The 23,845-nt window shown below is 71.3% G+C and carries 22 protein-coding genes; 10 read left to right on the top strand and 12 right to left on the bottom strand.

From position 1 onward, the window contains the following. The first annotated feature begins 8 nt into the window (after positions 1–8). Entirely contained in the window at positions 9–710 is a 702-nt protein-coding gene (locus tag ACTJKJ_RS16405) for a glutathione S-transferase family protein (protein ID WP_440821076.1), read from the top strand. A 90-nt stretch (positions 711–800) separates the two neighbouring features. On the opposite strand, the gene ACTJKJ_RS16400 is transcribed toward ACTJKJ_RS16405, so the two are convergent. Continuing rightward, positions 801–1,076: a hypothetical protein gene (locus tag ACTJKJ_RS16400; protein ID WP_147239771.1), complete on the bottom strand. Its 276-nt coding sequence runs from the start codon at positions 1,074–1,076 to the stop codon at positions 801–803. Between the two features lie 171 nt (positions 1,077–1,247). On the opposite strand from ACTJKJ_RS16400, the gene ACTJKJ_RS16395 reads away from it, so the two are divergent. Next, positions 1,248–2,477 carry a multifunctional CCA addition/repair protein gene (locus ACTJKJ_RS16395; RefSeq protein ID WP_440821074.1) on the top strand — a complete coding sequence of 410 codons (1,230 nt, stop codon included), beginning with the start codon at positions 1,248–1,250 and terminating at the stop codon, positions 2,475–2,477. Here ACTJKJ_RS16395 and ACTJKJ_RS16390 read toward each other — a convergent pair. From ACTJKJ_RS16390 to purE, 11 genes are all read right to left on the bottom strand, one after another. Next, positions 2,446–3,531, bottom strand: a complete 1,086-nt coding sequence (locus ACTJKJ_RS16390; protein WP_440821149.1) for a class I SAM-dependent methyltransferase — start codon at positions 3,529–3,531, stop codon at positions 2,446–2,448. The genes ACTJKJ_RS16395 and ACTJKJ_RS16390 overlap by 32 nt on opposite strands. A gap of 95 nt (positions 3,532–3,626) precedes the next feature. After that, positions 3,627–5,732 (bottom strand): putative bifunctional diguanylate cyclase/phosphodiesterase, encoded by a 2,106-nt coding sequence (locus ACTJKJ_RS16385; protein ID WP_440821073.1) that lies wholly within the window; start codon positions 5,730–5,732, stop codon positions 3,627–3,629. Next, complete coding sequence (locus tag ACTJKJ_RS16380; protein WP_440821071.1) at positions 5,733–6,683, bottom strand: uracil-DNA glycosylase; 951 nt, start codon at positions 6,681–6,683, stop codon at positions 5,733–5,735. After that, positions 6,680–7,177 (bottom strand): ribosomal protein S18-alanine N-acetyltransferase, encoded by a 498-nt coding sequence (gene rimI / locus ACTJKJ_RS16375; protein WP_091727842.1) that lies wholly within the window; start codon positions 7,175–7,177, stop codon positions 6,680–6,682. Before rimI ends, ACTJKJ_RS16380 begins: the two co-directional genes overlap by 4 nt. Further along, positions 7,174–7,914 (bottom strand): tRNA (adenosine(37)-N6)-threonylcarbamoyltransferase complex dimerization subunit type 1 TsaB, encoded by a 741-nt coding sequence (gene tsaB, locus ACTJKJ_RS16370; RefSeq protein ID WP_440821070.1) that lies wholly within the window; start codon positions 7,912–7,914, stop codon positions 7,174–7,176. Before tsaB ends, rimI begins: the two co-directional genes overlap by 4 nt. Positions 7,915–7,996: 82 nt before the next feature. After that, entirely contained in the window at positions 7,997–8,692 is a 696-nt protein-coding gene (locus tag ACTJKJ_RS16365) for an OmpW/AlkL family protein (protein ID WP_440821069.1), read from the bottom strand. 30 nt (positions 8,693–8,722) lie between these two features. Next, on the bottom strand, positions 8,723–10,126 hold the full coding sequence (locus ACTJKJ_RS16360) for an alpha/beta hydrolase (RefSeq protein WP_440821067.1): 1,404 nt from the start codon (positions 10,124–10,126) through the stop codon (positions 8,723–8,725). A gap of 519 nt (positions 10,127–10,645) precedes the next feature. After that, entirely contained in the window at positions 10,646–11,584 is a 939-nt protein-coding gene (locus ACTJKJ_RS16355) for an SGNH/GDSL hydrolase family protein (protein ID WP_440821066.1), read from the bottom strand. Between the two features lie 22 nt (positions 11,585–11,606). Then, on the bottom strand, positions 11,607–12,599 hold the full coding sequence (locus ACTJKJ_RS16350) for an L-threonylcarbamoyladenylate synthase (RefSeq protein ID WP_440821064.1): 993 nt from the start codon (positions 12,597–12,599) through the stop codon (positions 11,607–11,609). A gap of 11 nt (positions 12,600–12,610) precedes the next feature. Next, positions 12,611–13,771 (bottom strand): 5-(carboxyamino)imidazole ribonucleotide synthase, encoded by a 1,161-nt coding sequence (locus ACTJKJ_RS16345; RefSeq protein WP_440821063.1) that lies wholly within the window; start codon positions 13,769–13,771, stop codon positions 12,611–12,613. Further along, the gene (gene purE, locus ACTJKJ_RS16340; protein ID WP_091731619.1) at positions 13,771–14,259 is read right to left on the bottom strand and encodes a 5-(carboxyamino)imidazole ribonucleotide mutase; all 489 of its coding nucleotides are present in this window, start codon (positions 14,257–14,259) and stop codon (positions 13,771–13,773) included. The genes ACTJKJ_RS16345 and purE overlap by 1 nt, the downstream gene beginning before the upstream one ends. A gap of 136 nt (positions 14,260–14,395) precedes the next feature. Here purE and ACTJKJ_RS16335 point away from each other — a divergent pair, with 136 nt between their 5' ends. The 8 genes from ACTJKJ_RS16335 to ACTJKJ_RS16300 all read left to right on the top strand — a co-directional run bounded on the left by ACTJKJ_RS16335 (position 14,396) and on the right by ACTJKJ_RS16300 (position 23,837). After that, positions 14,396–15,361, top strand: coding sequence for a tetratricopeptide repeat protein (locus ACTJKJ_RS16335; protein WP_440821061.1), 966 nt, complete (start codon positions 14,396–14,398; stop codon positions 15,359–15,361). A gap of 224 nt (positions 15,362–15,585) precedes the next feature. Next, positions 15,586–17,898 (top strand): TonB-dependent receptor, encoded by a 2,313-nt coding sequence (locus ACTJKJ_RS16330; RefSeq protein ID WP_440821060.1) that lies wholly within the window; start codon positions 15,586–15,588, stop codon positions 17,896–17,898. Between the two features lie 4 nt (positions 17,899–17,902). Beyond that, positions 17,903–19,144: an alkaline phosphatase D family protein gene (locus ACTJKJ_RS16325; RefSeq protein ID WP_440821058.1), complete on the top strand. Its 1,242-nt coding sequence runs from the start codon at positions 17,903–17,905 to the stop codon at positions 19,142–19,144. Then, positions 19,141–20,223, top strand: a complete 1,083-nt coding sequence (locus tag ACTJKJ_RS16320; protein WP_297382944.1) for an ABC transporter substrate-binding protein — start codon at positions 19,141–19,143, stop codon at positions 20,221–20,223. The genes ACTJKJ_RS16325 and ACTJKJ_RS16320 overlap by 4 nt, the downstream gene beginning before the upstream one ends. Then, complete coding sequence (locus ACTJKJ_RS16315) at positions 20,220–21,080, top strand: alkaline phosphatase family protein (RefSeq protein ID WP_440821056.1); 861 nt, start codon at positions 20,220–20,222, stop codon at positions 21,078–21,080. The genes ACTJKJ_RS16320 and ACTJKJ_RS16315 overlap by 4 nt, the downstream gene beginning before the upstream one ends. Then, a complete protein-coding gene (locus ACTJKJ_RS16310) occupies positions 21,077–21,946 on the top strand; it encodes a hypothetical protein (RefSeq protein WP_440821055.1) in 870 nt (289 codons plus the stop codon). The genes ACTJKJ_RS16315 and ACTJKJ_RS16310 overlap by 4 nt, the downstream gene beginning before the upstream one ends. Continuing rightward, a complete protein-coding gene (locus ACTJKJ_RS16305) occupies positions 21,943–22,815 on the top strand; it encodes an ABC transporter permease subunit (RefSeq protein WP_440821053.1) in 873 nt (290 codons plus the stop codon). The genes ACTJKJ_RS16310 and ACTJKJ_RS16305 overlap by 4 nt, the downstream gene beginning before the upstream one ends. Further along, complete coding sequence (locus tag ACTJKJ_RS16300) at positions 22,815–23,837, top strand: ABC transporter ATP-binding protein (protein WP_440821052.1); 1,023 nt, start codon at positions 22,815–22,817, stop codon at positions 23,835–23,837. Before ACTJKJ_RS16305 ends, ACTJKJ_RS16300 begins: the two co-directional genes overlap by 1 nt. The last annotated feature ends 8 nt before the right edge of the window (positions 23,838–23,845 follow it).

Raw genomic sequence — 23,845 nt, 5'->3', positions numbered from 1 at the left:
ACTCCCGCATGCAATTGATCGTCGGCAACAAGAACTACTCGTCCTGGTCGATGCGCCCCTGGGTGCTGATGAAGGGCCTGGGCATCGATTTCCAGGAGCGTGTGCTGCGCTTCGACTTCACGCCGGATTCGGCCTTCTACCGCGAGGTCGGCGCGGCGACGCCGACCGGCAAGGTCCCGGTGCTGGTCGACGAGGGCCTGGCGGTGTGGGATTCGCTGGCCATCGTCGAGTACCTGGCCGAGCGCTTCCCCGACAAGGGCATCTGGCCGAGCGATCCCCGCCAGCGCGCCCGCGCGCGCAGCCTGTGCGCCGAGATGCACAGCGGCTTCGGCCAGCTGCGCGGCCTGTGCGTGATGAACATCGACGCCGACCTGAGTTCGGTGGGGCCGCGGCTGCTGGCCTCCGAGGCCGGCCTGCGCAAGGACCTGGCGCGCATCGTCGAGCTGTGGACGGACGCGCTCGCGCAAAGCGGCGGGCCCTTCCTGTTCGGCGCGTTCGGCGCGGCGGATGCGTTCTTCGCGCCGGTCGTGATGCGGGTGACGCGCTACGCCTTGCCGGTGCCCGAGGCGCTCAAGGGCTACCTGGCGCGCGTGGAAGCGGCCCCCGGCGTGCGCGAGTGGATCGCCGACGCGATCGCGGAGAAGGATTTCCTGGACTTCGAGGAGCCCTATCGCGACGTCAGCGGGCCGGTGCCGGTGCTCAAGGGCTGAGACGCCCGCCGACCCGCCCGCCCCATGAAAAACCGCTTCCGGTCACCTGTGCGGGCAGGCGGCGGGAAGCGGCGAGGTGGACCGCCGGGGTCAGTGATCGCGGCGGCGGCGGACCAGGAAGCCGGCGGCCAGCAAGCCGCCGAGCATCATGGCCTGGTTCTGGGACTCGGACACGAACGACGGCAGCACCTGGTCCGCGCCGTCCTGTTCATTGACATCCGGCAGCTGGGCCGGTGCCGACTGGCTTTGCGAGACGAAACTCGTCTCGGCGGCCACATGGACGGCCTTCGCGTCCGTGACCGGGGATTCCTGCGCTTGAGCGGCCAGACCAATTCCGCCCAGCAAGAGGAGGAGAACAGACTTCATTCATAAACTCCCGACTGCTTGCCCGACCTGCCTGGCTACAACTGTCTCTCTCGGTAGCTGGTCTGTTTGAACAGACACTGGTGTGCAGGTGGCATTGGTGAATATACGGAGACACAGCCTAAATGAGCACCCCATAGCTTGGGGATGCTGCGCCGCAACATGAGTGATCAGATGTATCTCGTCGGGGGGGCCGTTCGGGACGCCCTGCTGGGCCTGCCGGTCCAGGACCGTGATTGGGTGGTGGTCGGAGCCACGCCCAAGTCCTTGATCGACAAGGGATTTCAGCCCGTCGGCAAGGATTTCCCGGTGTTCCTGCACCCCGTGACCCATGAAGAGGTGGCACTGGCCCGGACCGAGCGCAAGACCGGATCCGGATACCACGGTTTCCAGTTCCACACCGACCCCGACGTCACCCTCGAACAGGACCTGGCGCGCCGGGACCTGACCATCAACGCGATGGCCCTGGCCGAGGACGGTTCGCTCATCGACCCCTATGGCGGCCAGCGGGATCTGGCGGCGCGCATCCTGCGCCACGTGTCGCCGGCCTTCGCCGAGGATCCGGTGCGGATCCTGCGCCTGGCCCGCTTCGCGGCGCGCTTCGGGGACTTCTCGGTCGCGCCGGAAACCATGGCGCTGATGCGCCGCATGGTGGACGCCGGCGAGGCCGATGCGCTGGTCGCCGAACGCGTCTGGCAGGAACTCTCCCGGGGGCTGATGGAGCGGCATCCGGCGCGGATGATCGAGATCCTGCGCGATTGCGGCGCGCTGGCGCGCATCGCGCCGGAGCTGGCGCGGCTGTTCGGCGTCCCGCAGCCCGAGGCGCATCACCCGGAGATCGACACCGGCGCCCACCTGCTGCTGGTGCTGGCGGAATGCGCGCGCATCGACGCGCCGCTGCCGGTGCGTTACGCCTCGCTCTGCCACGACCTGGGCAAGGGCACGACGCCCGAGGCCGAGTGGCCCCGCCACTTGAAGCACGAGGCGCGAGGCGTGGCCCTGGCGGCCGCGCTCTCGCAGCGCTGGCGCGTGCCGTCGGACTGCAAGGAACTGGCCGAGCTGGTGGCGCGCGAGCACACGCATGTCCACCAGAGCCTGGACTTCAGCGCCGAGGCGCGCCTGCGCCTGATCGAGCGTTGCGATGCGATGCGCCGGCCGGAGCGCTTCGCGCAGCTGCTGCTGGCCTGCGAGTGCGACGCGCGCGGCCGTGCCGGCCTGCAGGACCGCGCCTACCCGCAGCGGACCGCGCTGCTGCACGACCTGAAGGCGGTGCAGTCGGTCGACCAGTCGGCGATTTCAGCGGCGGCGCTGGCGGCCGGCAAGCAAGGGCCGGCGATCGGGCAGGCGATCCACGCGGCGCGGCTGGCCGCGCTCAGAGCGTGTGAGACCGATCGCCCGCGCTGAACCCCAGCGCGTCGAAGCCCTCGCCCGGCGCGAAGCCGATCACCTTGAACAGCTCGCCCATCTCGTGCTCGGCGATCAGCCGGTGGGCCATGCCGCGCTGCGCCAGCGTGGCCTGGCCCATCAGGTCGACCAGGCCGCAGTTGATCAGGAAGTTGGCCTGGCTCGTGTAGCCCAGCACCGTCAGCCCCGCGTCCTGGCCCGCCAGCGCGATGCCGGTGAAGTTCACATGCGCGGTGATGTCCTTCTGCCCCGGCAGCGCCAGCGGATCGGGATCGGCCCGGTGCAGGTGGTGGCACATCAGCGTGCCGCCGGTGCGCTGCGGGTGGTAGTACTCCGACTCCGGGAAACCGTAGTCGATGAAGAACGCCGCACCGCGCTTGAGGCGCTCCGCCAGCGTGCGCACGAAGGCCTCGGCCTGCGGGTGGATCTCGGTCACCGTGTCCGGCAGGAAGCCGGCATCCTCCTCGGGCGGTAGCGGCGGACGCGCGTCGCCGGCACGGTCGACGAACACCAGCCCGCCCTGCCCGTCCAGGCCCACGCCGCGCCGCAGCCACTGTCGGCCGTCCCAGCGCACCAGGTCGACCGGGATCGCGTCCAGCAGCTCGTTGGCCACCATCACGCCGTGGATCTCGTCGGGCCAGCGGTCCAGCCATTCGACCCGCGGCGCGAAGCGCGCCAGCCGCTCGGCCTGGCGCTCGCGCAGGCTGCCGGACAGGTCGACGATGAAGTACTTCGTCAGCGGCTGCCCCAGGGCGTCCAGCGCCTCCAGCAGCTGCTCGGCCAGCGCGCCGCTGCCGGCGCCGAACTCGATCACCGTGTCGGTGCCGCTGACCGCCAGCGCCTGCGCGACCTGCCGCGCCAGCGCGCGACCGAACAGCGGCGACAGCTCCGGCGCCGTCACGAAGTCCGAGCCCTGCTGCGGCATCGTGCCGAACTTGCGGCGCGCGTTGGCGTAGTAGCCCAGCCCCGGCGCGTACAGCGCCAGGCTCATGTAGCGGTCGAAGGGCAGCCAGCCGCCGGCGGCGGCGATCTCGTCGCGCAGCAAGGCGGTCATGGCCGGATCGGTCGCGTGGGATGCCGGGGAAGCCGGCGCGCCATGCGCCGCGGACGCCGCGCCATTCAGGCCGGCGGAGTCGGGAGTCTTGGAAGTCATGTGTCGATCCTGGGAAGCCGGGGCTCGCCGCGCTGGGCCAGCCATGCTTCGAATTCGTCGGCTGGCATCGCGGTGGCGATGACCTCGCCCTGCAGCTCGTCGCAGCCCCATTCGGCCAGCAGATGCCATTGCCGCGCGTTGCGCACGCCCTCGGCGCCGATGCGCAGGCCCAGGCCCTTGGCCATCTGCACCACCGCGCGGGTGATCGCCGCCGCGCCGGCGTCGTCCGGCAGCACGGCGACGAAGCTCTGGTCGATCTTCAGCTTGTCCAGCGGCAGCCGCGTCAGCTGGTTGAGCGCGGTGTAGCCGGTGCCGAAGTCGTCGATCGAGATCGCCAGCCCCTGCGAACGCAGCGTCTGCAGCAGCTCGGGCAGGCGGTCGATCTCGTCGGTCAGCATGCGCTCGGTCAGCTCGAGCTCCAGCCACTCGCCCGGCACGCCGGCCGTCTTCAGCACATGGGCGACCGACTTGGAGAAGCTGGCCAGCCGGAACTGCATGCTGGACAGGTTGACGGCGATGGGCACCGGCGCGACGCCGCGCTCGTGCCAGGCACGCGCCTGCCGGGCGGCCTCGTACATGACCCACTCGCCCAGCGGCAGCATCAGCCGATGCCGCTCGGCCACGACGATGAAGGCGTCCGGCGTCAGCAGCCCGCGTTGCGGATGCCGCCAGCGCAGCAGCGCCTCGGCGCCCACCAGTTCTCCGCTGCGCGCGTCGACCTGCGGTTGGTAGAAGAGCACGAACTCGTCGGCCGTCAGCGCCTGGGCGAGCTCGCTCTCCAGCACCAGGTCGGCATAGGCGTTCTCGGCCATCGCCGGCTCGAAGAAGCGGTAGGTCGCGCGGCCGGCGGTCTTGGCCAGGTACATCGCGGTGTCGGCATGCTGCAGCAGGTCCTCGGGCGACTCGCCGTGCTCCGGGTACATCGCCACGCCGATCGACGGCGTCACCGACAGGTCGCGGCCGTCCGCCTGCACCGGCACCTCGACGACGCTGAGCAAGGCGTTCAGCACCGTCTGCACGTCCTTGCGCTGGTGCACGTCCTCCAGCAGCACGACGAACTCGTCGCCGCCGAAGCGTGCCACCAGGTCGCTGCCGCGCAGCCCGCCGCGCAGGCGCTCGGACACGGTGCGCAGCACGCGGTCGCCCTCCAGGTGGCCGAGCGAGTCGTTGACCCGCTTGAAGTTGTCCAGGTCGATGAACAGCAGCGCCGCCCGCCGCGCCGAGCCCTGCGACAGGCGCTCGCGCAGCCGCTCCATGAAGGTCGAGCGGTTCAGCAGGCCGGTCAGCGGGTCGTGCTGCGCCAGGTGCTGGATGCGCGCCAGCGCCTCGAGGTGGGGACGCAGGTCGCGCACGATCGTCATGCGCAGCCGCTCGCCGTTGCGCCACAGCGTGCGGACGATGAATTCGACGTCGATGCGCGCGCCGCTGCGATGCAGGATCGCGGTCGGGTAGCGGGTCTCCTGGCCGGCCGCCATGACCGCGCGCACCGTGTCGATCTGGTCGCCGGCGATCATCGACAGCGCCGGCCGCCCGACCAGTTCGTCGAGCGAGTAACCCACCAGCTCGCACAGCGGCGGATTCACGTCGGTCATGATGCCGTCGCGGTGGAAGACGATGCCCTCCATCGACGCTTCCATGAACTTGGCCAGCCGGTCCTCGGATTCGCGCACCGCCAGTTCGGCCTCGCGGAAGCGGGTGATGTCGGAGATCAGCACGAAGGTCGACTGCACCGCTTCCGCGCCGGGCGGCAGGTAGGGGATCAGGTTGACCTCGATCCAGCGCGGCCGGCCGTCGCGGCGCTCCAGGCGCCGTTCGTAGCTGACGCTGACGCGCTCGTCGAGCACCCGGCGCACATGGGGTTCGATCTCCTGCGCCGCGTCCTCGCCGATGATCTGCGCGAAGGTGCGGCCCAGCACGCTGCCCTCGTCCAGCCCGAAGCTGCGCGCGTACTGGCGGTTGGCGAAACGGCAGGTGCGCGTGGCGGCGTCGAAGACCGCGATCAGCACCGGCACGTTGTCGGCGAGCAGCCGGAACTGCGCCGCCTGGTCCTCGGCGGAGGAAGCCGGGCCTGCCGGCGGCACGGGCGGCACCGGCGCGACCATTCAGGCGCTCCCGCCGCCGGCCTCCGGACGAGCCGGGGATTCGTCCAGCGTCTTCAGCGCCAGGCAGAGGTCTTCCCAGGCGCGCGCCTTGTCGGGCAGGTTGCGCAGCAGGTAGGCCGGGTGGTAGGTGACGATCAGCGGCACGCCCTGGTAGCGATGGACGCGGCCGCGCAGGCGGCCGATCGGCTCCTGGCTGCGCAGCAGCTGCTGCACCGCGAAGCGCCCCATCGCCAGGATGATGCGCGGCTGGATCAGCTCGATCTGCCGCTGCAGGAAGGGCTCGCATTGCGCCAGCTCCGCGGGATCCGGATTGCGGTTGCGCGGCGGGCGGCACTTCAGCGTGTTGGCGATGTAGACCTGCCGCTGCGGCGGGCCCTCGGCGCGCCCCAGGCCGATCGCGCGCAGCATGCTGTCCAGCAGCTGGCCGGCCGCGCCGACGAAGGGCTCACCTTGCAGGTCCTCCTTCTCGCCGGGCGCCTCGCCGACCACCATCCAGTGCGCGCGCTCGTTGCCGACGCCGAAGACGGTGTGCTTGCGGGACTCGCACAGCGCGCAGGCGCGGCATTGCGCGACCTCGTCGCGCAGGCCGGGCCAGTCGAGCCGGGCGATCGTCTCGCGGGCCAGTCCGCGGGCCTGCGCCAGCGCCGCGTCGGCAGCGGCCGCGGCCAGCACGGGAGCGGCCACCGGCGCGGTGCGGGGCGACGGCTCGGACGCGCGACGCGGCGGCGGTTCCGCGACCGCGATCTCGGCGTCCATCGGCGGCACGCGCGTCGCCGGACCGGCGACGGGTGCGCTGGCCGGGACGGCGCGCGGCGGCGCGGCCGCAGCAGGAGCCGCTGTCGCATCAGCCGCCACATTGGCCGGCGAGCCTGCCTCGGCCGCCGCTGGCGGCGTCCACAGCTTGAGGCCCATCGCCTCCAGCATCGCGCGTTGACGATCGGTCCAGCTCATGCGGGGTGCTCCGTCAGGCGCAGCGTCATCAGCAGCGCGTCTTCGCGGCCGTCGGCGCTCGGGTAGTAGCCGCGGCGCAGGCCGCTCTGCACGAAGCCGTAGCGTTCGTACAGCCGGCGCGCGCGGACGTTGCTCTCGCGCACCTCCAGCCAGACCTGGTGGCAGCCGCGCGCCCGCGCCAGCAGCCCCAGCGCGTCGAGCATGCGGCGCGCCAGGCCCTGGCCCTGGCGTTCCGGCGGCACGGTGATGTTGAGCAGGTGCATCTCGTCGATCACCTGCATCGCGAGGAAATAACCGCACAGCCGCGCCTGCTCGTCGCGCATGACGAAGCCGGCATAGCCCGCGGCCATCGAATCGATGAAGTTGCCCCGCGTCCACGGGTGGCTGTAGGCGACGGCCTCGATGGCCATCACCTCGTCCAGGTCGACCGCGCGCAGCGGCTGCAGCGATTGCAGCGACGGCGGCCAGGCCAGGTCCTTGGGCTGGGCGCTCATCGTGGCACCGGTCCCTGCGCCTCGGCCTTGGCGGCCTCGCGCTCGGCGGTCGTCAGCGCGACCTTGTCGCGCACGTAGAGCGGCAGCGCGTGGTCGGCGTCCTCGGCCAAGCCGGCCTCGAAGGCCTGTTGCGCCAGCGCGCCCAGCGCGCGGGCCCGCGAGACGGTCCCCGGCACGCGCAGCGCCGCGCCGGTGTCGAGCTCGAAGGCCTGCAGCGCGGTGCCGGCGACGATCGCCGGCGGCGTCTCGCGCCAGAGCGCGCGCAGCGGTTCGAGGTCGACCAGCGCCGGCTCGAGCCGCGCCGACCAGCGCGCGCCCTCCCAGCGATAACGTCCGAGGTAGATCTGGTTCATGCGGGCGTCCATCGCGACCCACACCTCGAGCGGGGCCGCGTCGCCACCCTGCGGGCGGGCGGCAAGCTGCTGGCGCGCGTCCTCGGCCACCAGCATCAGGCTGTCCAGGGCCAGCACCGGCTTGCCGGCGCCGAAGGCCAGGCCCTGCGCCACCGAGCAGGCGGTGCGCAGCCCGGTGAAGGCGCCGGGGCCGCGGCCGAAGCCGATCGCGTCGACCTGGGTCAGCGCGACGCCGGCCTGCTGGAGCAGCGCCATCGCCTCGGGGACCATCCGCTGGGAGGCCAGGGCCCCGCCATCGGCGTCCACAAAAGCAGCATGGCCCTGGCCCACGAGGGCCAGAGCCATGTGTTCGGTCGAGCTATCCAGGGCCAGCAACACGCTCATGCGGCAAGTGTATCGGCCCCGGACCGCCCGGGGCGGGGCAAGCCCCCGACCGCGTGGGTGCACGCGGTCGAGCGGCCGGCCGTCAGAACGAGTAGCCCAGCGACATCGTGTAGACCATCGGGCGGAAGTTGATCTTCGTGTGAAGCTCTTCCGTGCCGTTGTTCGTCGTCGTGTACGAGCGCATCTGGCTGCGCACGTCCGCGTAAGCCGCGGTCGCGGTCAGCGACCACTGCTTGGTGTAGTGCACGGTGAAACCCACGTGCGCCGCGGCGCCCCAGGAGTTCTCCAGCGTGATCCGGGTCGGGCCGCCGCTGATCGCGTCGCCGGTCGGGGTGCTGCGCTTCTTCTCGAAGTAGGTGTAGTTCACGCCCACGCCGACGAAGGGCTCCACCTTGGTGAAGTACTCGCCCAGGTGGTAGTTGATGAACACCGTCGGCGGCATCTGGCGCACGACCGCGATCTGGCCGGCGTTCTTGATGACGCCGTTGCCGTAGATCTTGTGCGAGGGCGGGATGCCCAGCGCGATCTCGCCGCTCCAGCTCGGCGCGAAGCGGTAGGTGTAGCCGAAGCCGGTGGTGGTCGCGTCACCGACACGGATCTGCGCGCCCGGAGCGGGGAACTGCTTGGTGCCGCCTTCCAGCGGAGCGGCCTTGCTGTTCACGTCGATGTGGGCCAGGCCCAGGTAGACCGTGTGGGTGCCCACGGCCGTCTCGGCGCTCGCGGCGCCCGCCAGCGCCATCAGCGAGGCGGCCAGGATCAGGGTGATTTTCTTGTTCATGGATGGTGTCTCCGTTCTGGTCGCCGGGGATTACGGCTGGGCAGCCAGGACCGATTGGAAGAAGCCGCGTGCCAGCGCATTGCAGAACGGCGGGACCAGCGTGCCGTGGTAGGCGCCCTGGACCGCGGCCGCGCCGGCCGCACCGCCGCCGTTGGCCGCGGAGGTCGCCGCCTTGGCTTGCGCGAAGCCGCCGGCGATCGTGGCCGCCGTCGTGGCGCCGGCCCACTGCATCGAGGCCGCGCTCTCCAGGTTGGAGGCCGGGAAGGCCTTGCCGCGCGAGGCGAAGTCGGCTTGCGCGTCGGTGGTGTTGAAGAAGAACACCGTCGGGTCGTTGGCGCCACCGCACAGCGCCACCGGCGCCTTCGGCGTCCAGCCCAGCAGCGTGTTGGTCTGCAGCGCCTTGCGGTAGTTGGAGGTCGCGTAGCCGGCGCGGAACGAGTCCGTCAGCAGGCCGCCGGTGCCGAACAGCTTGGTGAAGGTCGGGTCGTTCGGCAGCTTGCCGTCCTGGATCAGCTGCGTGAGGGTCGACTTCGTCGGGAACAGCGTCTCCGCGGTCTTGTCATACGGCGACTGGTACACGTCGGACGGCGACGCGTAGATGTTGCCGTAGGCCTTCTGGTAGCTGGTCAGCATCAGCGGCAGGAACAGCGTCGCGCCGGCGTTGATCGGGCCGGTGGTGGTGATCACGTCGCCGAACTTCACCAGGTTGTACGGGCCGGACATCGGCGCCGCGGCGGTGACGGTGAACTCGGACGCGTAGTCGCGCTCGATCGCCTTCTGCGTGGCCATCGCCACGTGGCCGCCCTGCGAGTAGCCCGCGATCAGCAGCTTGGCCGACGGCTTCACCGCGCTGTCGGCGTTCAGGTAGGTCTTGGCGGCACGCAGGCCGTCGACCATCTCGATCGCCGACTGCTCGGCGTTCAGGTAGGTCGTGTACTGCAGGCCGGAGCGGTCGTAGCCGAGGTAGTTCGGCGCGACGACGATGAAGCCCTGGGCGGCGTAGAAGGCCATCACCAGCGAGCCTTCGGCGTTCTTGTCGACCTGGGCCATGTTGAAGGTCTGGTCGGTCGTCGTGCCGTGGGCATACAGCACCACCGGGCGGTTGCCCGAGCAGGCGGCGCCGGTGCCGGTCGGCACGAACACCGCGGTCGAGGCCATCGCGATCACGCCCTGCGGATCACGCGTCGAGTAGTAGACGTAGCGGATCTCGACGTCGCACTGCGCCGCGCCGGCCAGCGCGCCGATGCCCTTGGCCGCGGTACCCGCGTCGATCTGCGCCTTGGTCACCGGGGTCGTCGAGGCAACGACGCCCAGTTGCACCGCGCCGCGCGCGGGCGGGGGATCGTCGCTCGCAGCGGAGCTGCCGCCACCGCAGGCGCTCAGCATGGCCGCGGCGGCCAGGGTCAGGCTGGCCAGTTTGAATTGGCTGTTCATTCGGACTTCTCCAGGGGTTGTCTCCGTCGTTCACACCGTCCCGGCGATCGCGGTCGGCATTAAATCGAACGGTCGTTCGTTTTTCTCAGGGATCACTGTAAGCGCTCGATACGAGGCGAACGCAAAAGGAAAACCCTGACAGGGGCCAGCATGCCAGCGTCACGGCGCTGCGGGACGCACAACCTGCCCCTGGGCGCGGCGCGGCCGCAACACTTGTGTCATGGCTGTGCGAAAGCGCGGCCGCCTGTTCACGCAGGGCAACAGGCATCGGAATTGCCAAGGTCGACGCGATGCGGACAGCGCGCGGCGCTGGCGTGGGGCCAGGTCTTGAGGCGCCTGTCGAAGGGGGCGTGCGCAGCGCGGTACGACGCGTCGGGGCGGATGGCCGGCGTCGGAGCCGGTCGCCATCGGCGCCCTGGCCGAGGGTCACCCGGCGCCGCGCGCGAATCGCGCGTCAGGGCCGGGTGAACGTGGCGTGAAGAATGGAAGGCGCCGGCATCCCGCCGGCGCGGCACGGCGTCAGAACGGGTTGTTCGACGCGCGCGTGGCGGCCTGCGAGCCCATCTGCGAATGCATCAGCGGCCCGATCAGCCGATCGCTCGCCCACATGTGGGACGTGGCCGTGGCGTTGGCGACCAGCGTCTTGTCGGTGCACACCGGCGGCAGCGAGGTCGCCAGGCAGGCGGCGTCGGTCGAGTTGGACGCGCCGTAGATCGACGGGAACCGGCTCATCGTGCCCATCAGCTCGTCGGTCAGGATGAGGCCGATGTAGTGGCCGTCGTTGCGGATCTTCAGGCGCAGGCCGGCGTTGAAGCGGCGCGAGAGCTCGGTCAGCAGCGCGGCGCGGTCGGTGTCGGCGTTGGCGGCCTTTTCCTTGAGCGCGAACGGCGACAGGCCCATGTCCTGCGTGGTCGACAGGATGATGCGGCCGTCGGCGTCGACGATGCGGTTGACCTGCGCGGCCAGTTGCTCGCCGCGCGCCTGCGCCGCGTTGCCCAGCGTGCCGGCGTCCTGCGCCGGGTACTGCGCGTAGAGCTCCAGCACGTCGTTGGCGCCCGCCAGCACGGTCACCAGGTCCTTGTTGTTGAAGCCGTCGAGCGCGAACTGGCGATCGATCTGCGCGGCGACGTCGGCGACCTTGGCGCCGGCCGCGGCATACATGCGGCCGGTCGGCGTGGCGAGCTTGTCGGCGTTGCACTCGCCGAACACCAGGCCGAAGAAGGTGGCCAGCGACTGGGTCCAGACCGGATTCAGGCCGCAGGTGACCGCGCCGGTGGTCGTGTCGGTGCCGTTGATGGAGTACTTGCTGCCATCGCTGCGCAGCGCGCTGGCCTCGTCACCGAAGGCAATGATCCGCGTCGGACGGAAGGGGTCGATCTGCTGGCCGCCGCCGCCGCAGGCCGCCAGCATCGCGGTCGCACCCAGCAGCACGGCCAGGTGGCGCTTCAGACTCTTCATGAACTCTCCAAATCTCGAAAACTCAGCGGGGCGAAAAGGCCGCCGCCGCGCGGGACAAGCGGTCCCGCACCCCATCCCAGGCAGCCTCCTGCGGAGGCGCCTCGATCCAGATCTCGGTCGCGCCGGCCGCGTCCAGCTCGCGCAGGACGGCGAACAGCTGCCGCGCCGCGGCCCGCGCCTGCGCGGGCATCGCCCGCTGCAGCGCTGGCGCCACGCCCGTCCCTGCGAAGGACGTGCGGGAATATACCGCCAGCCCCGCCGGGCACCCGCCCGCCAGGGCGTCGCGCAGCGCGTCGGTCGACATCAGCCGCACCGTCGCGTGCGGCGCATAGTGCGCCGCGAGTGTGCCCGAGGCCCGTGGCGCCTGGGCGTCGGGCGCGTGTAAAGCCATGCCGGCCGCGGCCTCCAGCTGCGCCGGCGTCAGTACGCCGGGCCGCAGCAGCACCAGGCCGCCGCGGCTGACGTCGACGATGGTCGATTCGATGCCGACCTCGCAGGGTCCGCCGTCGAGCACGGTCAGGCCCGGCTCGAATTCACCGGCGACATGCGCGGCGGTGGTGGGGCTGACGCGGCCGAAGCGGTTGGCGCTGGGCGCGGCCAGGCCTTCGACGCCCAGCGCGCGGCACTGCGCCATCAGCGCGCGGAAGACCGGATGCGACGGGCAGCGCAGCCCGACCGACTCCTGCCCGCCGGCCGCCGCCGCGGCGATGCCGGGCACGCGCCGCACGATCAGCGTCAGCGGACCGGGCCAGAAGGCCTCGATCAGCCGGTGCGCGACCGGGGGCAGGTCCTGCGCGAACACGCGCGCGCCCTGCTCGTCGAGCACATGGACGATCAGCGGATGGTCGCTGGGACGGCCCTTGGCCGCGAAGATCTTCGCCACCGCGTCGTCGCGGTCGGCGCGCGCGGCCAGGCCGTAGACGGTCTCGGTCGGCACGCCGGCCAGCTCGCCGGCGGCGAGCACCCGCGCCGTCTCGCGCACCGCCTCGGGCGACTGACCGTCGAGCACCGTCACGCCCGCCTCCGTCACCACGTGTCCGGCAGGCCGAGGAGCGCGCAGGCGCGGCGCGCGTGCTCGCGCGCTTCCCCGGCGGTGGCGCCGATCACGTTCAGGTGGCCCATCTTGCGGCCCGGGCGCGCCTGCGCCTTGCCGTACAGGTGCAGCTCGGCGCCGGGCAGCGCCAGCACGCCGGCCCAGTCGGGCGCGCGTTCGCGGCCGGCGGCGTCGAACCACAGGTCGCCCAGCAGGTTCAGCATGACCACCGGCGAATGCAGGCGCGGCTCGCGCAGCGGCAGGCCGGCCATCGCGCGGACCTGCATCTCGAACTGCGACAGGTCGCAGGCGTTCATCGTGTAATGGCCGGAGTTGTGCGGCCGCGGCGCCATCTCGTTGACCACCAGGCGACCGTCCTTCAAGACGAAGAACTCGACGCACAGCACGCCGACGTAACCCATGCCGGTCGCGATCGCCGCGGCGGAACGGCGTGCCTGCGCCTGCAGCGCGGCATCGACGTCCGGCGCCGGCACCTCGGTCACCGCCAGGATGCCGTCGCGGTGCAGGTTCTGCTGGACCGGATAGGTGACGACCTCGCCGCCCGCGCCGCGCACGACCAGCACGCTCAGCTCCAGTGCCAGCGGCAGCATCTGCTCGAGCACGCAGTCGACGCGGCCGAGTTCGTCGAAGGCGGCGGCCAGTTGCGCGCGGTCGGCCACGCGGCGCTGGCCCTTGCCGTCGTAGCCCAGGCGGGCGGTCTTCAGGATGCCCGGCAGCAGCGCGTCCGGCACGGCGGCCAGGTCGGCCGGCGCGCGCAGCACCGCATAGGGCGCGCAGGCGACGCCGCTGGCGTCGAAGTGGGCCTTCTCGCGCGCCCGGTCCTGGCAGATGGCCACCGCCGAAGCGCCCGGCGCGACCACGCGGGTGCGCGCCAGCTGCTCCAGCGCGCGGGCCGGGACGTTCTCGAATTCCGTGGTGATCGCGTCGCAGCGGCGGGCCAGTTCCTCGAGCGCGGCGGCGTCCAGGTAGTCCGCCTTCAGATGGTCCTGCGCGACCGCGCCGGCGGGGCTGGCCGCATCCGGGTCCAGCACGACGCAGCGGTAGCCCAGCGCCTGCGCGGCATGGACGAACATGCGGCCCAGTTGGCCGCCTCCCAGCACGCCCAGCGTGGCGGCGCCCGGCAGCAGCGGCATCAGCGCAGCTCCTCGGTCATCGCGGTCGCGGCGGCGGTCTGTCGCTGGCGGAACGCGTCGAGCCGGTCGCGCAGCGCGGGATTGTCCCGGGCCAGCACGGCCACGGCGAACAGGGCCGCGTTGCCCGCGCCCGCGGTGCCGATCGCGAAGGTCGCCACCGGGATGCCCTTGGGCATCTGCACGATCGAGTGCAGCGAGTCCACGCCCTGCAGGTGGCGGCTCGCCACCGGCACGCCCAGCACCGGCACCAGCGTCTTGGCCGCCAGCATGCCCGGCAGGTGGGCGGCGCCGCCGGCGCCCGCGATGATGGCCTTCAGGCCGCGGGCCTCGGCCTGCTCGGCGTAGCGGAACATCTCGTCGGGCATGCGATGGGCCGAAACCACCCGCGCCTCGAACGGCACGCCGAACTCGGTGAGAATGTCGGCGGCGTGTTTCATGGTCTCCCAGTCACTGCTGGAGCCCATGACCACGCCGATGACGGGGGCGATGTCGGGAGTGGTGGCGCTGCTCACGGGTCGGTCCTCGATCTGTCAAATCGTGAAACCTTGAATTGTAGGCGGGCAGCCTCAGGTGCCGTTCTTGCCGCCTGGCGAGCGTCGCCGGCCTGTTCCGTCCTCCCCCACCATGACCGACATCACCCTCCAAAACTTCGAAGCCGACCTGCTGCAGGCGTCCATGCAGCAACCGGTGCTGCTGGACATCTGGGCCCCGTGGTGCGGCCCCTGCCGCACGCTCGGCCCGATGCTGGAGAAGCTGGAGGTGGCCTATGCCGGCCGCTGGAAGCTGGCCAAGCTCAACAGCGACGACCAGCCCGAGATCGCGACCCAGCTGAGCCAGGCCTTCGGCGTGCGCTCGATCCCGTTCTGCGTGATGTTCGTCGGCGGCCAGCCCGTGGACGGGTTCGTCGGCGCGATCCCCGAGGTGCAGATCCGCGAGTTCCTGGACCGCCACGTCCCCACCGGCGAGGCGCTCGAGGCCGAGGAGGACCTGGCCGAGGCGCAGGCGCTGCTGGAGGAAGGCGATGCCGACGGCGCGCTGCAGAAGCTGCAGGCGGCGGTGCAGGCCGATCCCTCGAACGAGGTGGCGCGTTTCGACCTGATCCGCGCGCTGCTCGAGGACGACCAGCTGGAGCACGCCAAGGCCGCCTTCGCGCCGGTGGCGCACCTGGCCGCGGACACGATCACCCCGCATGCGCGCTTCCAGGCGCTGGCCGCCTGGATCGCGGCGGCGGAACGCGCCGAGCAGGGCCTGGACCCGGCGGCGCTGCAGTCGGCCATCGCCGCCAACAAGCGCGATTTCGAGGCGCGCTTCGCGCTGGCGCAGGGGCTCTTCGCCGGCCGCGACTTCACCGGCGCGATGGACGAGCTGCTGGAAATCATCATGCGCGACAAGACCTGGAACGAGCAGCTCGCGCGCAAGACCTATGTCGCGATCCTCGAGATCATGACCAAGCCCGCCCAGCCGGCGCATGGCGCCGCGGCCCCGCAGGCCGGCGCGGGCGGCCTGCAGCTGTCCGGCCCGAGCGTCGTGGCGCCGGCGGATCCGCTGGTGGACCAGTACCGCCGCAAGCTGAGCATGGCGCTGTTCTGAGCAGCGACCCGCCCGTCCGCGACAACGCCCCGCAGAGTTCCGGGGCGTTTTTTTTATGACGGTTTGAAGATTCATTTGTGATGTGGCGGATCGCCTGCGGCGCGCGTGCCGGCGCTGCGGGTGGTCGCTGCTTGTCGTCGTTCTGTCGCGCTTGCTGGTGACAGTGCGGGGCTTTCGGATTTCCCGATTCCTCCCCTCACCGCACGCGACCGATGAAGCACCCGATGCCCACCGCCCTGGTCCTGGCCCTGAGCCTGGCCCATGCCGTCCCCGCCGCCGCCCAGTCCGCGACGTCCACCCCCGCCCCGCTGCCAGCCGACACCGCCAGGACCGAGGCCACCACCACCGCCGGCGGCGAGCGCTCCGAGCTCGAACGCGTCACCGTCTCGGTCGGCCGCGGCCAGCTGCGCTCGGTGCAGAGCCTGACCCAGGCGGAGTTCGACAACGCCCCGGCCGGCAGCAGCCCGCTGGCGACGGTCGCGCGCCTGCCGGGCGTGAACTTCCAGTCCGCCGACGGCCTGGGCAACTACGAGTGGTCCACGCGCTTCACCGTGCGCGGCTTCTCGCAGAACCAGCTCGGCTTCACCCTCGACGACGTGCCGCTGGGCGACATGTCCTACGGCAACTTCAACGGCCTGCACATCAGCCGCGCGATCTCGAGCGAGAACGTCGGCCGCGCCTCGCTGTCGCAGGGCGCGGGCGCGCTGGAGGCGGCGTCCTCGAGCAACCTGGGCGGCACGCTGCAGTTCTATTCGAACGACCCGACCGGCCAGTTCGGTTTCCGCGCCTCGCAGACGCTGGGCAGCGACTCGGCCACCCGCACCTTCCTGCGCGTGGACAGCGGCGCCTCCTCGCTGGGCCAGGTCTACCTGAGCTACACGAACCAGGACGCCGACAAGTGGAAGGGCTCCGGCCAGCAGAAGCTGGAGCAGTGGAACTTCAAGTGGGTGAAGGCCGTCGGCGACAGCCGCCTGTCCGCCTTCCTCAACACCTCGCGGCGCCGCGAGGTCGACTATCAAGACCTGTCGCTGGACCTGATCAAACGCCGCGGCGACACGCTGGACAACTTCTATCCGGACTTCGCCGCCGCGGTGAACGCCGCCAACACGCTGTGCCAGCCGAGCAACTACGTCGCCGCCTGCGATGACCAGTACTACGCCGGCGCGGGCCTGCGCAACGACGAACTGGCCGGCGCCACCGCCGACCTGCGCCTGGCCACGAACGCGACCTGGAAGACCACCGCGTACTACCACCACAACAAGGGCATGGGCCTGTGGTTCACGCCGTACAACGCGACGCCGGCGCTGAAGGACGCGCAGGGCAACGACATCGCGGGCACCGGCTCCCCGATCGCCGAGCGCACCACCGAGTACGGCATCCACCGCTGGGGCGTGGTCTCCAACGCCGAGATGGACCTGGGCGAGCACCTGCTCAAGGCCGGCGTCTGGTTCGAGGACAACGACTTCGATCAGGCGCGCCGCTTCTACGCGGTGCGCCCGAATGCGCTGCCCAGCGTCTACCAGTTCCCGACCAACCCGATGTCCACGCAGTGGCAGTACGGGTTCAACACCAAGACCACGCAGTTCTCGCTGTCCGACACCTGGTCGGTGACCAAGGACCTGACCGTGGGCGCCGGCTTCAAGTCGCTCAAGGTCAAGATCGACGGCAACCGCGAGGTCGGCAACGACATGCCCTCGGGCTCGATCACGGCGCAGAAGAACTTCCTGCCGCAGCTGGGCATCAACTACCGCCTGTCGGCCAGCAACGAGCTCTACGGCACCATCGCCCGCAACATGCGCGCGTATCAGGGCGCAGCCACCGGCACCTCGCCGTTCGCGACCAACGCCGTCGGCTTCGACGCGATCAAGGGCAGCCTCAAGCCCGAGACCTCCGACACCATCGAGGCGGGCTGGCGCACCAGCGGCCGCGGCTACGAGGGCTCGGTCAGCGCCTATCTCGTCAACTTCAAAGACCGACTGCTGAGCGTGCAGAGCGGCTCCGGCATCCAGGGCAATCCGGTGGTGCTGTCCAACGTCGGCGACGTGCGCGCCACCGGCGTGGAAGGCGCGCTGTCGTTCCGTCTGGCGCCGACGCTCACCTGGTACAACAGCGTGAGCCTGTCCAAGTCGACCTACCGCGACGACGTCGTCAGCGGCGGCACGCCGGTGGCGATCCGCGGCAAGCGCGTGGCCGACGCGCCCGACACCATGGTCAAGTCGCAGCTCGGCTACGACGACGGCGCGCTGTTCGGCACGATCGGCGTGGACTACATGTCCAAGCGCTACTACTCGTACACCAACGACGCCTCGGTGCCGGACCGCACGCTGGTCAACCTCAGCGCCGGCTACAGGATGAAGAACGTCCCGATGCTGCGCGAACTGAGCCTGCAGGCCAGCGTGAGCAACGTCTTCGACAAGCACTACATCTCGACCATCGGCTCCAACGGCTTCACCAACAGCGACCCGACCGGCACCTACGCCACGCTGCTGCCGGGCGCGCCGCGGCAGTTCTCCCTGACGCTGACCGGCAAGTTCTGACGCCATGCCGCATGACGACGATGTGCTGAAGGCCGGCGCGGCCGGCGCCGCGCGGCTGACGCGCCGCCGCCTGCTCGCGAGGTCGCTGGCGGGCTCGCTGGCGGCGCCGATCGCGGCGCCGCTGGTGAGCGGTCCGCTGGCCGGCTGCGCGACCGAGGTCGCGCGCCCGCAGGCCTCCGCCTCCGCGGGCGCCCCAGCCGATGCGACGACGCCGCCGCGTTTTCGCGTCGCCTTCGGCTCCTGCGCGAAGCAGTCCAAGCCGCAACCGATCTGGCGCGCCATCGGCGAGGCGAGGCCCGACCTGTTCGTCTTCCTCGGCGACAACCTCTATGCCGACGCCCGCGACGAGGCCACGCTGCGCCAGCGCTACGCCGAGTTCATGGCGGTGGAGCCGCTGCAGGCCTTCCGGCGCTCGACGCCGCACCTGGCGATCTGGGACGACCACGACTTCGGCGATGACGACGAAGGCGCGGACTATCCGCTCAAGCAGCTGTCGCAGCAGCTGTTCTGCGATGCCTGGGGCGAGCCGGTGGACTCGCCGCGCCGGCGCGCCGACGGCATCTACACGAGCCAGGTCTTCGAGGCCTTCGGCCGGCGCATCCAGGTGATCCTGCCGGACCTGCGCTTCAACCGCACGATGCTGACGGCGGATCCCTCGCTGAAGTCGAGCTACGCCGCGATGGTGCTGCGGGCCAAGCTCAGCGGCCAGCCGATGACCGGCTGGTATGTGCCCGACCCGCGGCCGGAGGCGACGATCCTCGGCGAGGCGCAATGGCAATGGCTGGAAGCGCAGCTGCGCGTGCCGGCGGACGTGCGGCTGATCGGCTCCAGCGTGCAGTTCGCGGCCGACGGCAGCGGCTGGGAATGCTGGGCCAACTTCCCGCGCGAGCGGGCCCGGCTGATCGAGCTGATCCGCGCCACCGGCGCCGAGGGTGTGGTGTTCCTCAGCGGCGACATGCACTACGCGGAGCTCTCCAGCGTCGAGGTCGATGGCGGCTACCCGCTGTGGGACGCGACCTCGAGCGGCCTCACCGAGGTCTGGGACATTCCCACGCCCAACCGCAACCGGCGCTCGGCGGTGATGGCGGAAGTGAACTTCGGCGTGGTGGACATCGAGCCTGTCACCGAAGGAGAGGATGATCTGCGACTTCGCCTCGCGCTGTGCGACGTGAATGGAAAGGCCAAGGTGACGAAGGACCTGCTGCTGTCGGACCTGCGTCGCCCGGCCAAGGAGAAGACCGCATGACCCTGTCCCGACGCGCCGTGCTCCGGACCCTGCCCGCCCTGTGCGGGCCTTTTGCCCTGGACGCCCTGGCCCAGGGCGGCATGCCGGCGACGCCGGCGCTCGACGCGCTGATGACCGCGGCGCGCAAGGAGGGCCGCGTTCACAGCCTGGGCATGCCCGACGACTGGGCCAACTGGCGCGCCACCTGGGCCGATCTGCAGCGGCTCTACGCGCTGGCCCATGTCGACACCGACATGAGCAGCGCCGAGGAGATCGCCAAGATCGAGGCCGAGAAAGGCAACGCGAGCGCCGACATCGGCGACGTGGGCTTCGAGTTCGGCGCGATCGCGAAGGCGCGTGGCCTCACGCAGGCCTACCAGCCGACGACCTGGGCGCAGGTGCCGGACTGGGCCAAGGATCCCGAAGGCCACTGGGCGCTGGCCTACACCGGCACGATCGCGTTCGCGGTGAACCGCCGGCGGCTCAAGGACGTGCCGCGCAGCTGGCAGGCGCTGTTCGCGTCGAAGGCGCGCGTGATGATCGGCGAGGTCGGCCGCGCGGCGCAGTCCAACGCGGCGGTGCTGGCGGCGGCGGTGGCGCTGGGCGGGGACGAGACACGCCTGCAGCCGGCGCTGGCCGCCTTCGCGCAGCTGGCCAAGGACCGGCGCCTGATCGGCACCAACGCCACGCCGGCGCTGATGGAGCGCGCCGAGGCCGACGTCTTCCTGCTCTGGGATTTCAACGCGCTGTCCTACCGCGCCAAGCTACCCAACGCGGCGGACTACGAGGTGCTGATCCCCTCGGACGGCTCGGTGACCAGCGGCTACACGACGATCATCAACCGCTGGGCACCGCATCCGAACGCCGCGATGCTGGCGCGCGAGTACATCTTCAGCGACGCCGGGCAGATGAACCTGGCGCGCGGCCATGCGCGGCCGATCCGCGTCGCGCATCTGAAGCTGCCGCCGGACCTCAAGGCGCTGCTGGTGCCGGAGGCCCAGTACGCGAAGGCGCGCGCGCTCAAGCCGGCGGTGTGGACCGAGGAAGTGAAGAAGCTGCCGCGCGCTTGGCAGCGCGAGGTGCTGGGAGCGGCGCGATGAGCGAGCCGGTCGAGGGACGCGTGCCCACTGCCGCTTCACGGCGGCTGGTCGTGCTGCTGGCCGACGGCCTGCGCGCCGACACGGCGCACGACTACATGGGTTATCTGCAGGCGCTGAACGAGGCGGGCCGCGCGCAATGGCGCTCGCTGCGCAGTGAGTTGCCCAGCCTCTCGCGCCCGCTCTACGCGACGGTGATCAACGGCGAGACGCCGCTGACGCACGGCATCCTGGGCAATGGTCAAGCCGGTCAGCGGCTGGCGCGCCACCTGTTCCATTCGCTGGACGCGCATGAGGTGCCGGCAGCCGTGGCCGCCTACCACTGGTTCTACGAGCTGCTGGCCGGCGAGGTCTTCGACCCGCTGCGCCATCGCGACGCGGTGCCCGCGGGCTGCGGCATCGCCGCCGCGCGCTGGTACTGGGAGGACGACTACCCCGACAGCCACCTGCTGGCCGACGCCGAGGCGCTGCGCCGCGCGCATCTGCCGCTGGAGGGGCCGTCCCTGCTGTTCATCCATCCGATGGGTCCGGACCTCGCGGGCCATCTGCATGGCGGCGAATCCACGCAGTATTCGATGAGCGCGCGCAAGCTCGACATGCTGCTGGCACAGTTGCTGCCGCGCTGGCACGCGGCGGGTTTCGATCTGCTGCTGACCAGCGACCACGGCATGCACGCGGACCGCATGCATGGCGGCCCGCTGCCCGTCGAGCGCGAGGTGCCGCTGGTCTGGGCGCCGCATGACGGCGCGGCCGACCTCCCGCTGCCCGAGCGGCAGACCGAGGTCGCCGGCTGGATCCTCGAGCGGCTCGGCCTGGGCGGACGCGACGGCCGCGCGCATCGCGAGGACCCCGCCGCATGACGCTGAACGCGGGCAGCGCCTGGCGTTGCGCCTGGCCCTTGCTGCTGCTCACCGGCCTGGCGCTGGTCCTGCCCTTCGGCTGGCGCGCGGTGTCGGTGCTCGGCGCCTGCCTGGGCCGCGGCGACGGCTGCGCCCTCGGCGAGCTGACCGCCGACAGCTATTACCTCGATGCCGCCTGGAACACCTGGTGGCTGAGCAGCGCGTCGGCGTTGATCGGGCTGGTCATCGGCACGGGCGCGGCGATCGCGCTGCTGCGCCTGCCGCGGCTGGAACGCCCCGTGACGCTGCTGGCCAGCCTGGGCTCCAACTTCTCCGGCGTGCCGCTGTCGGTGGCCTTGCTGCTGCTCTTCGGCGCGCAGGGCGTGGTGACCGGCTCGCTGCAGGCGCTGGGGCTGTCGCCCTGGGTCGACCTGCAGGGACTGGGCGGGCTGCTGCTCGCCTACGTCTGCTTCCAGGCACCGCTGGCGGCCCTGCTGCTCGTCGCGCCGGTGCGGATGCTCGATGCGACATTGGCCGACGCAGCCGCCACCTTGGGCGCCAGCCCGGCGATGTACTGGCGGCGGGTCGGCCTGCCGCTGCTGCTGCCCAGCCTGGTCGAGGTCTTCGGCCTGCTCTTCGCCAACGCGGCCGCGGCCTTCGCCACGCCCTTCGCGCTCAGCGGCACGGCGGCGCATGTGCTGGCGGTGCGCATCGCCGCGCTGGTCAGCGGCGACATCTTCGCGCAGCCGGAGTTGTCCGCGCTGCTCGCGCTGCTGCTGTTCGCGATGCTGGCCGTCGTGATCGGGCTGACGCGCGGCATCGCCGCCCACCTGCGCCGCAAGCCCGGCGATCCCTCACGCCCAGCCCTGCCCGGAGGATCGGCATGAGCGCCGCGGCATCAGGGAGCTCGCCGGCCCGCGCGCCCTCGCGCTCACGGCTGCGATCGTTTCGTCCGAGCTTCCCGGGTCTCGCGCTCGCAGCGCTGCTCGTCGTGGTGCTGGTGCCGATGCTCGCGCTGCTGCTCTACGGCGCGAGCACGCGCTGGGATCGTCACTGGTGGCCGGAGGGCCCCACGCTGCGCTGGATGGCCGAGGCGGCCCTCGACCCGCGCGTGCAGGGCGCGGTGCTGCGCACCGCGGTGCTCGCGCTGGCCAGCGCGGCGCTCGCGCTGGTCTGCGGCGCGATGGCGACGATCCCGGCGGCCATCGCCGCGCAGCTCGATGCTGTCGACGGCACCGCGCGCACGGCCCGGCTCACACGGCTGCTGGACCTGCTCGCGCTGCTGCCCTTCGCGATCGCGCCGGTGGTGATCGCAATCAGCGCGCTGGAGCTGTTCGTCGGTCAATGGGGCGGCTGGCTGCCGCTGCCGCTGGTGTACGTCGCGGTCGTGGCGCCGACGCTGTTTCCGCTGGTGCACAAGACCTTGCAATCGGCGCTCGCGCAGCTCCAGGCCGCGGCGCTGATCGAGGCCGGCCGCACGCTCGGCGCCAGCGACGGCCACACACTGCGCCGCGTGCTGCTGCCGATGCTGGCGCCCGCGCTGCTGGCCGCCTTCCTGCTGGCCTGGGTCACGGCCGCGATGGAATTCGCCATCGCCAACCTGCTGCTGGGCGGTCAGCTGGAACTGCTGCAGCCCCTGATGAACAGCCTGCGCAATGCCAACGGTCATCAAGCCGCGGCGCTGATGGTGATGACCTTCGCCGGCGTCGGCGCGGTCGTGGTGGCCATTTCAAGACTCTCTCGCCGATGGACCTGATGCCCCAACTTTCCATTCGTGATGCGCGCCTGGCCCTGGGCGGCCGGCCGGTGCTGCGCGGCATCGACCTGTCGCTGGCGCGCGGCGAGGTGGTCGCGCTGCTGGGCGCCTCGGGCTGCGGAAAGACGACGCTGCTGCGCGCGATCGCCGGGCTGCAGCGACTCGATGCCGGCACGCTCACGATGAGCGGACAGCAGGTGCAGTCGCTACCGCCGCAGCAACGCGACATCGGCATGGTCTTCCAGCATTACGCGCTGTTCCCCAACCTGACGGTGCGCGAGAACATCCGCTTTGGTCCGCTCGCCCGGGGCGAGGAGCCAGCGGTGGCCGATGCCCGCGCCGAGGAGCTGCTGGCGCTGGTCGAGCTGCAGGCGCTCGCCGACCGGCTGCCGCCGGCCCTGTCGGGCGGCCAGCGGCAACGCGTGGCCCTGGCGCGGGCGTTGGCGACGCAGCCCATGCTGCTGCTGATGGACGAGCCCTTCTCCGCGCTCGACGAGCATTTCCGCCTGCCGCTGCGGCGGCAGTTCCGCCAGCTGCAGCGGGCGCTGGGCCAGAGCTGCGTGATCGTGACCCACGACCGCGAGGAAGCCTTCGAGATCGCCGACCGCGTCGCGGTCATGGTCGACGGCGTCATCGCGCAATGCGCATCGCCGCGCGAGCTGCGCCGCGCGCCGGCCAACCGGCGCGTGGCCGATTTCCTGGGCCTGTTCAACAGGCTGGACGCACGCACGCTCGATGGCGCCTGGCGGCGCGACAGCGGCCATTGGATCGCGCCGGTGGACGCGCTCATGTTGTCGGAAGCGACCGATGCCCATCCCGTGGATCCGCCCCGCGATGGGCTGCACTTGCGCGCGTCCGTGCGCGCGAGTTACCCGGGGCAGCAGCGTGTCACCTGCGAGCTCGAAGGCCCGAACGGCCAGGGGCTGACGCTATGGCGCGGGCATGAGGACCCCGACCTCGCGCCCGGCAGCGAAGTGCCGCTCACGATCGCCGAAGCGGCGCTGCGCTGGATCGACGACTAGTCGGCGGG

It is taken from the genome of Roseateles sp. 22389 (assembly GCF_052044995.1).
In the GTDB taxonomy this organism is placed as follows: domain Bacteria; phylum Pseudomonadota; class Gammaproteobacteria; order Burkholderiales; family Burkholderiaceae_C; genus Roseateles.
Note: the sequence above shows the minus strand (reverse complement) of the source record. Positions and strands in the feature narration are given on the sequence as shown.